Below are 7280 nucleotides of genomic sequence, written 5' to 3'. Positions count from 1 at the left end.
TTGGTGCCGTACAGATTTCCGTAGGAGTCGAACGGTGCCGTCGCGCCCAGGTCGATCAGTTTCACCTGATCCTCGGTGACCATGATGTTGTCGGGCTTGAGGTCGTTGTAGGCCAGTTCCAGCGCGTGCAGGTATTCCAGCGCGGGCAGGATCTCCAGGATGTAGGCGATCGCTTCCGGCACCGGCATCCGCTCCGGCCGCGGATGGCTGTCGAGCAGATCACGCAGTGAGCGACCGCCCACGTACTCCATGACGATGTAGCCGATCGGCGAGCCGCCGGGACCGGGATGTTCGACGAAGTTGTGGATCTTGACAATGCTCGGATGGGCCAGTTCGGCCAGATATTGGCGTTCGGCCACGGCGACGGCCTGGGCCTCGGCATCCCCGCCGTGCAGCAGGCCCTTCAGCACCACCCAGCGGTCGCTGACATTGCGGTCGATCGCGAGATAGATCCAGCCGAGCCCGCCGTGCGCGATACAGCCCTGAATCTCGTACTGCCCGGCGACGCGATCGCCGGCCCGCAGGTACGGGCGGAAATCGTAGGGTGCGCCGCAGTTGTCGCAGATGCCGACGGCCGTGGCGGCGTGTGCGGCCGTCGTGCGCCCGACCGGCCGGCCGCAGCGCCAGCAGTACCGCCGTCCCTCGGCCACCACCGGATCGGCGAGCACCGCCACCATCGGATCCAGTTGCGGCACAGCCGGAATCGGCACCAGACCGGCGCCCAGGCGACGGACCGTGGGGCGGGAGCGGACCGTGCGCCCGCTGCGTCCGGTGGGGCGACTCGGCTCGCTCGGATACGACGAGGTGTCGGGCCCGCCGGTGCCGGCCGTGGCCGCGGCGGTATCCGACACGGTGAAAGGTGTTGCGGCGGTGGGCAGGTCGGCGCGCTGAGTTCCATGGATGTGCTGCGTCCCATGGATCTGCCGAGGCCCGGGAGTTTTCCGGGTCTCCGGCGATTCCGGGTCGTGGCGGGCCTGCGGTGTCGTCGGATCCTCATCGGATTCCGGTGCGGGCGTGCGAGATGTCGGCGGGTACTCGGGTTCGGGGAAGTCGTGGTGCTCGGACATGGATCAGTCCCGATAGGTCGGTTCCGGCGGTCCGGCCGCGGGGCCCAGCGCGGGCGCCAGCCAATGCTGATAGAGCCGATCCCAGGTGCCGTCGGTGCGCAACCGCTGCAGGGTGGCGTTCACGAATCGGACCATATCGTCGTTACCCTTCGGAACGCCGACGCCGTACGGCTCGTCACTGAGGGCGGGGCCCACCACCTCGGCGTAGGGGTCCTGCGCCGCCAGCCCGGCGAGCAGCGCGTCATCGGTGCTGATCGCGTCGACCTGGCGTTGCTGCAATACCACCAGGCAGTCCGCCCAGGTCGGCACCGTCATGATCGCGGCCGTCGGCTGGATGTGCCGAATCCGGTCGAGCGAGGTGGTGCCGCCCACCGCGCAGACCCGCTTACCGCCCAGATCCGCCATCGAGGTGATGCCGGATCCCTTCACCGCCAGGACGCGTTGATGCGACATCAGGTAGGTGGTGGAGAAATCGACGCGCTGGCGTCGGTCGCAGGTGATGGTCATGGTCTTCACCACCACGTCGACGCTGTGATCCTGCAGTGCCCGTTCACGATCCGCCGAACCGAGGATCCGGTACTCGATGCGGCGCGGATCGCCGAACAGATCGCGCGCGATCTCGGCGGCGACGTCGACATCGAAGCCGGCGAGGGTGCCGCTGATCGGATCGCGGAAGCTGAACAGATTGCTGCCGGGATCCAGCCCGACCAGCAATCGCCCGCGCGCGCGGACGGCGTCGAGGGCGGGCCCGTGATCGGCGCCGGGACGCAGGCTGGCGGTGGGATTACCGCATTGTGGTTCGAGTGCGGGGGCGGGTGCCGACTGTGGTTGTGTCACAACGGCATTGGCCGGCAGTGGCGGTTCGGTGTAGGTGCCGCTGCCGCCGGTGCGCGGGGCGCTCGGCGCACCGCCGCAACCGCCGGCCAGCAGGGCCGATGCCGCCAATGCCGCTGCCGCGACCCGCCTCGCTCTCATCGGTACTCCCTCAAACGCGGCCACAGCCCGGCCACCACGAACACCGCCGCCAGCGCGGCCAGGGTGAGTGCGCCCGGGGCCAGGAAATCCAGCGACCGCGCGGCATCGGATATCTCCCCGCGCAACGTATTCCGCGTTTCACCCATACCGGCGGCGAGCGCGTTGTCGAGGGTGTCGACCGCCGCGCTGGCCTGCGCCGGATCCGCGCCGATCGCCACCGCGGTGGCGGCCGGGAAATCGCCGCGGCCCAGCGCGTCGTTCATCCGCTGATGGGCCGAACGCCAACGGCCCAGTGCCGCATGCGCATTGCGCACATCGTCGGCGCCCGGTGCGCCGCCCGGATAGTGGGTGAGCAGATCGTCGAGCCGTGCGGTGGCGGTGTCGTAGGTGTGGTCGTAGTCGCCGCTGGCATCGCGGCGCACCAATTTCAGCGTCTCCGCCGCCCGCGCCTGCTGGGCCAGGATGCGGCTCTCGGTCAGCTGGGCGCCCGGCACCGCGCCGTCGTCGCGTCCCGAGGTGGTCGCCACCGCCGAGAACGATCCGGCGATCACCGTCCAGGCCAGCAGGATCAGCAGAATGCCGGAGGCCACCAGCAGACCCGGGTTGAGCACTCGATGCCAGCGCCGGGCCAGATAGAACTGCGCCGCCACCAGTGCGGCGAGCGTCAGGATCGGCAGCACGATCGCCGCCCACGGCGGCCGCACGTGCTGGCGCTGGGTCGCCGCGATCGCCGCGGACCGGTGCTCCTGCAACTCCTGCGCGGTCGGAAGCATGGTGGTCTGCATGAGATTCGACGCCTCGCTCTGATAGGCGGCGCCGACGGGATGGCCTTCGCGGTTGTTGGCGCGCGCGGTCTCGATGAGGCCGGTGTAGACCGGCAGTTCGGTGGCCACACCGGTGCGCAGCCGGGTGTCGGCATCGGGTGTGACCGAGCCGGGCGTGCCGGCGTTGTCGGACTGGGCCACCAGCTCCGCCGCTGCCTCGCCGACCGCCTGGTCGTAGCGATCGCGCACCGGTTTCGGTTCCAGCCCCCCGGAGATGAAGGCGGTGCCGGCGGCGGCATCTGCCACCGACAGCGAGGTGTAGAGATGCTGTGCGGAATTGGCGTCCGGTTCGGCCTCGTCGAGCAGATAGTCCAGGGCGTGCTGGCGGTGGCCCACCTCTGCGGAGGTGACGGCGCCGGCGATCAGGCACAGCCCGAGCAGTAACAGGCCCAGCGCGATCAGCCGGGCGGGGGACGAGCGCGCGAACGCGCGGACATCGGTCGCGTCGAGCCGGCTGCGCACGGCGGCAGCCGCGGCCCGCGGGGACAGCTCGTCGAGCTGCGAATGCCCGATTCGAGCCATGCCCACCTCCGTTCGTTCAGCGGGTTGCATTGTGCGGACTGAGCTTATTGTGGTCGTACCGGTACCGCCCGATATGTGTCGGTCACGACGGCGGTACCGGAGGCCGGCGGTCAGGACGCCGGCGCGGATCGGGACGAGGCGGAGCATGCGCGGTGACGGAGACGGCTTCTTGGAAAGCCCCGATGGGACGCGGCAGTGGGGCCTGTTCGGGGCCGCCGGACTGCTGCTGCGGGCACCCCGGCAGGGCGGCGGCGCATTGGTGCTGCTGCAACACCGGGCGCCGTGGAGCCATCAGGGTGGAACGTGGGCGCTGCCCGGTGGTGCACGCGACAGTCATGAGACCAGCGTGCACGCTGCGGTCCGTGAGGCGCAGGAAGAAGCCGGAATCGATCCGGAGGCGGTCCGGGTGCGCGGCAGCCGGGTGACGAGTACCGCGGACTCCGGCTGGACCTACACCACCGTGGTGGCCGATGTGTCGGAAACCTTGGCGACCACCGCGAATCGCGAAAGCGCGGAACTGGCGTGGGTCCCCGAGGAGGAGGTCGACGCCCGGCCGCTGCATCCCGGATTCGCCGTCGCGTGGCCCGGGCTGCGCGCGGCCGCGGCCCGGCTCGAACTGGACGGACTGGCCGAGGCGGCCGCCATCGCGGCGGTGCTGCCGCGCACGATCGACCTCGCCGATCGGGGCTTCCTGTGGCTCGACACGCACGATGTCGCCGCGCCGACCGCCCGGATCGCGCAGCGCGAGAACGGATCCGGCGAGAACGGATCCGGTGGGTACGCGCAGTACGAGGAAACGCTGGTGCTGACCCTGGACCAGGTACTGGACTGAACGCCGTATGTGAATAGCCGTGTCCTCCCCATGTGTACGGCTGTGTATCAGTTCGCCGCGTTCTCCAGCAACCGCTGTTTGAGTTCGCGGGCGGCGGCCTGCGGGTCGCGCGCCGCCGTGATCGCACGCACCACGACCACTCGGTCGGCGCCGGCCGCGAGCACCTCCGGCAGGCGGTCGCGATCGATCCCGCCGATCGCGAACCACGGCCGGGTCGGATGCGACTCCGCGGTCGAGCGCACCAACTCGATACCCGCCGCGGTGCGGCCCGGTTTGGTCGGCGTATTCCACACCGGCCCGGTGCAGAAGTAGTCGATGTGCTCGTCGACGACCGCGAGCCCGGCCTGGTTGCGATTGTGGGTGGATCGGCCGATCACCACATCCGGCCCGACGATCCGGCGGGCGTACCAGGGCGGTAGATCGCCCTGGCCCAGATGCAGCACATCGGCGCCGGCCGCCAGTGCGATATCGGCGCGATCGTTGACCGCTACGAGCGCGCCGTGGCGGCGGGCGGCGGCCTTCAGTTCGGCCAGCGCGCCGAGTTCGGCGCCGGCCTCGAGCGGCCCGAACTTCGCCTCGCCGGCCGAACCCTTGTCACGCAGCTGGATGATGTCGACACCACCGGAGAGCGCCGCCTCGGCGAATGCGGCCAGATCACCGGTATCGCGCCGGGCGTCGGTGCACAGGTAGAGCCGGGCCGAGGCCAGGCGTTCGCGCGGTGCCATCGGGCGTTGCGGTTGGGACGGTTGCACGGCTTCGACCGTAGCCGCGCTACCGTGGAGAGGCGAAACAAGAGGGCATTCCCGCAGCGATGGCGGCCGCGCGGGAACGCCGATTTCCCGGTGTCGGCCGTGCACGGCGCGGTCCGAGCGAGTCCGGGACCCGAGCGAGGTGGAGTGATGCGAAGTCTGGCCGTCGTGGGTGGGGGTGTGATCGGTCTGTCGGTGGCCTGGCGGGCCGCCGAACAGGGCTGGTCGGTGACGATTCTCGATCCCGGTGTGGGGTCCGGCGCGTCCTGGGTCGCGGGCGGCATGCTCGCTCCTCTCTCGGAGGGCTGGCCCGGTGAGGACGACCTGCTCGAATTCGGTGCGGCGTCGCTGCGGCGCTGGCCGGAATTCGGCGCCCGGCTGCGAGAGGCCACCGGGGTGGACGTCTTCGTGGCCCGGCAGACCCTCACCCTGGCACTGGACGCGGCCGATGCCGCCGACCTGCGCACGATCGCCGACTTCTGCGCCGGCCACGGATATGCGATGCGCGTGCTCGACCGGGCCGGGGTCCGCGCGACCGAGGCCGGGCTCTCGCGCACCGTCCGGGCCGGTCTGCTGGCCGTGGACGAGCCGGCGGTGGACAATCGCCTGCTGCTCGCGGCCCTGCGCCGCGGATGTGAACAGGCCGGTGTGCACATCGATCCCACACCCGTGACGGCTGTGGACGAACTCGACCACGACCGGATCGTGCTGGCCGCGGGGTCGGCCAGCGCGCGACTGTGGGAGCTGCCGGTGCGCCCGGTCAAGGGCGAGATCCTGCGGTTGCGCCGGCGCCCGGGCACTCCGCCGCCGCCGTCCTCGGTGATCCGCGCGCGGGTGCACGGCCGGCCGGTTTATCTGGTTCCGCGCGCCGACGGCCTGGTGGTCGGGGCCACGCAGTACGAGGCCGGATTCGACACCACCGTGACCGTGGCCGGGGTCCGCGATCTGATCGCCGACGCGGAAGCGGTGTGGCCGGCCCTCGGCGAATACGAACTGGCGGAGGCCGCCGCGGGCGGACGTCCCGGCACCCCCGACAATCTGCCGCTGATCGGATGGCTCTCGGATCGGGTGATCGCCGCCACCGGGCACGGGCGCAACGGCATTCTCGGCGTACCGATCACCGTCGACGCGGTGGCGGCGCTGCTGGCAGACGACGTCCTCGCCGAGGCGAAGGCCGCCGACCCGCACCGTTTCGCCACCGCCGAAACCGCTACTCCCGCATCATCATCAGGAGGTAACCAGTGACCGCGCAACCGAGTTCCGCGTCCCCATCGATTCCCGTCGGCGTCACGGTGAACGGCACCGAGCACGTCTTCGCGGAGCCGCTCACCGTCCGGGAACTGCTCGAGCGTCTGGAACTGCCGTGCCGCGGCGTGGCCCTGGCGGTGGACGGTTCACTGTTCCCGAAGTCGCGGTGGGACGAGCCGGTCGACCGGGGCTGGGAGATCGAGGTCCTGACGGCGGTGCAGGGTGGCTGACATTCCGGGCACAGAATCGCGGCCGGTCGAGCCGCTGCGCATCGCCGATCGCGAATTCGGCTCCCGGCTGATCATGGGCACCGGTGGTGCGGAGAATCTGGCGGTGCTCGAGGAGGCGCTGGTCGCCTCCGGTACCGAATTGACCACCGTCGCCATGCGCCGGATCGACGCCGCGGGCGGAACGGGCGTGCTCGATCTGCTCAAACGCCTCGACATCGCCCCGCTGCCCAATACCGCCGGTTGCCGCACCGCCGCCGAGGCGGTCCTCACCGCGCAGCTGGCGCGCGAGGCGCTGGAAACCGATTGGGTGAAACTCGAGGTCATCGCCGACGAACGCACCCTGCTGCCGGATGCCATCGAATTGGTCGCGGCCGCAGAGCAATTGGTCGACGACGGCTTCGTGGTGCTGCCCTACACCACCGACGATCCGGTCCTCGCGCGCCGCTTGGAGGATGCCGGCTGTGCCGCGGTCATGCCGCTCGGTTCGCCGATCGGCACCGGGCTGGGCATCGGCAATCCGCACAATATCGAGATGATCGTCGAGGCCGCCGGGGTTCCGGTCGTGCTGGACGCGGGAATCGGCACGGCGAGCGACGCCGCTCTGGCGATGGAACTGGGCTGTTCGGCCGTCCTGCTGGCCACCGCCGTCACCCGTGCCCGGCATCCGGCCCGGATGGCGACGGCGATGGCCGCCGCGGTGCAGGCCGGTCACCTGGCCCGCCACGCCGGGCGTATCCCCAAGCGGTTCTGGGCCCAGGCTTCCTCTCCCGCGGTGTGAACACGGGGATGTCCCCAGGTCGGGGCTGGGTGAGCTCACCGGGACCCTAGGGGTC

General features: G+C 70.7%; 8 protein-coding genes. 4 read left to right on the top strand and 4 right to left on the bottom strand.

What is annotated here, in order from left to right:
- From RJ03_RS25355 to RJ03_RS25345, 3 genes are all read right to left on the bottom strand, one after another.
- Positions 1-1067: serine/threonine protein kinase (locus tag RJ03_RS25355; protein ID WP_245552380.1), on the bottom strand; the 1067-nt coding region annotated here is incomplete at its 3' end.
- Between the two features lie 3 nt (positions 1068-1070).
- Positions 1071-2042, bottom strand: coding sequence for a glutamate ABC transporter substrate-binding protein (locus RJ03_RS25350; protein WP_036506382.1), 972 nt, complete (start codon positions 2040-2042; stop codon positions 1071-1073).
- Entirely contained in the window at positions 2039-3388 is a 1350-nt protein-coding gene (locus tag RJ03_RS25345) for a GlnX family signal transduction membrane protein (protein WP_036506379.1), read from the bottom strand. Before RJ03_RS25345 ends, RJ03_RS25350 begins: the two co-directional genes overlap by 4 nt.
- A 145-nt stretch (positions 3389-3533) precedes the next feature.
- Here RJ03_RS25345 and RJ03_RS25340 point away from each other — a divergent pair, with 145 nt between their 5' ends.
- On the top strand, positions 3534-4220 hold the full coding sequence (locus RJ03_RS25340; protein WP_083871321.1) for an NUDIX hydrolase: 687 nt from the start codon (positions 3534-3536) through the stop codon (positions 4218-4220).
- 47 nt (positions 4221-4267) lie between these two features.
- On the opposite strand, the gene thiE is transcribed toward RJ03_RS25340, so the two are convergent.
- The gene (gene thiE / locus RJ03_RS25335; protein ID WP_030516618.1) at positions 4268-4972 is read right to left on the bottom strand and encodes a thiamine phosphate synthase; all 705 of its coding nucleotides are present in this window, start codon (positions 4970-4972) and stop codon (positions 4268-4270) included.
- Between the two features lie 147 nt (positions 4973-5119).
- Between thiE and thiO the strand changes: the two genes are divergently transcribed.
- The 3 genes from thiO to RJ03_RS25320 are packed head-to-tail and all read left to right on the top strand — an operon-like array spanning position 5120 to position 7225.
- Positions 5120-6214, top strand: a complete 1095-nt coding sequence (thiO, locus tag RJ03_RS25330; protein WP_036506375.1) for a glycine oxidase ThiO — start codon at positions 5120-5122, stop codon at positions 6212-6214.
- Complete coding sequence (gene thiS / locus RJ03_RS25325) at positions 6211-6447, top strand: sulfur carrier protein ThiS (RefSeq protein ID WP_051025232.1); 237 nt, start codon at positions 6211-6213, stop codon at positions 6445-6447. The genes thiO and thiS overlap by 4 nt, the downstream gene beginning before the upstream one ends.
- Position 6448: 1 nt before the next feature.
- Complete coding sequence (locus RJ03_RS25320) at positions 6449-7225, top strand: thiazole synthase (RefSeq protein WP_036506409.1); 777 nt, start codon at positions 6449-6451, stop codon at positions 7223-7225.
- Positions 7226-7280: the final 55 nt, after the last annotated feature.

Origin of the sequence: Nocardia aobensis NBRC 100429, from assembly GCF_000308375.1 — a bacterium.
Taxonomy (GTDB): Bacteria; Actinomycetota; Actinomycetes; order Mycobacteriales; family Mycobacteriaceae; genus Nocardia; species Nocardia aobensis.
This window is presented reverse-complemented; position numbering and strand designations above follow the sequence as displayed.

Excerpts from the sequence above, each read along its gene's own strand:
- RJ03_RS25350 (WP_036506382.1), bottom strand. The coding sequence starts at position 2,042 with ATGAGAGCGAGGCGGGTCGCGGCAGCGGCATTGGCGGCATCGGCCCTG.
- RJ03_RS25340 (WP_083871321.1), top strand. The coding sequence starts at position 3,534 with ATGCGCGGTGACGGAGACGGCTTCTTGGAAAGCCCCGATGGGACGCGG.
- RJ03_RS25345 (WP_036506379.1), bottom strand. The coding sequence starts at position 3,388 with ATGGCTCGAATCGGGCATTCGCAGCTCGACGAGCTGTCCCCGCGGGCC.
- thiO (WP_036506375.1), top strand. The coding sequence starts at position 5,120 with ATGCGAAGTCTGGCCGTCGTGGGTGGGGGTGTGATCGGTCTGTCGGTG.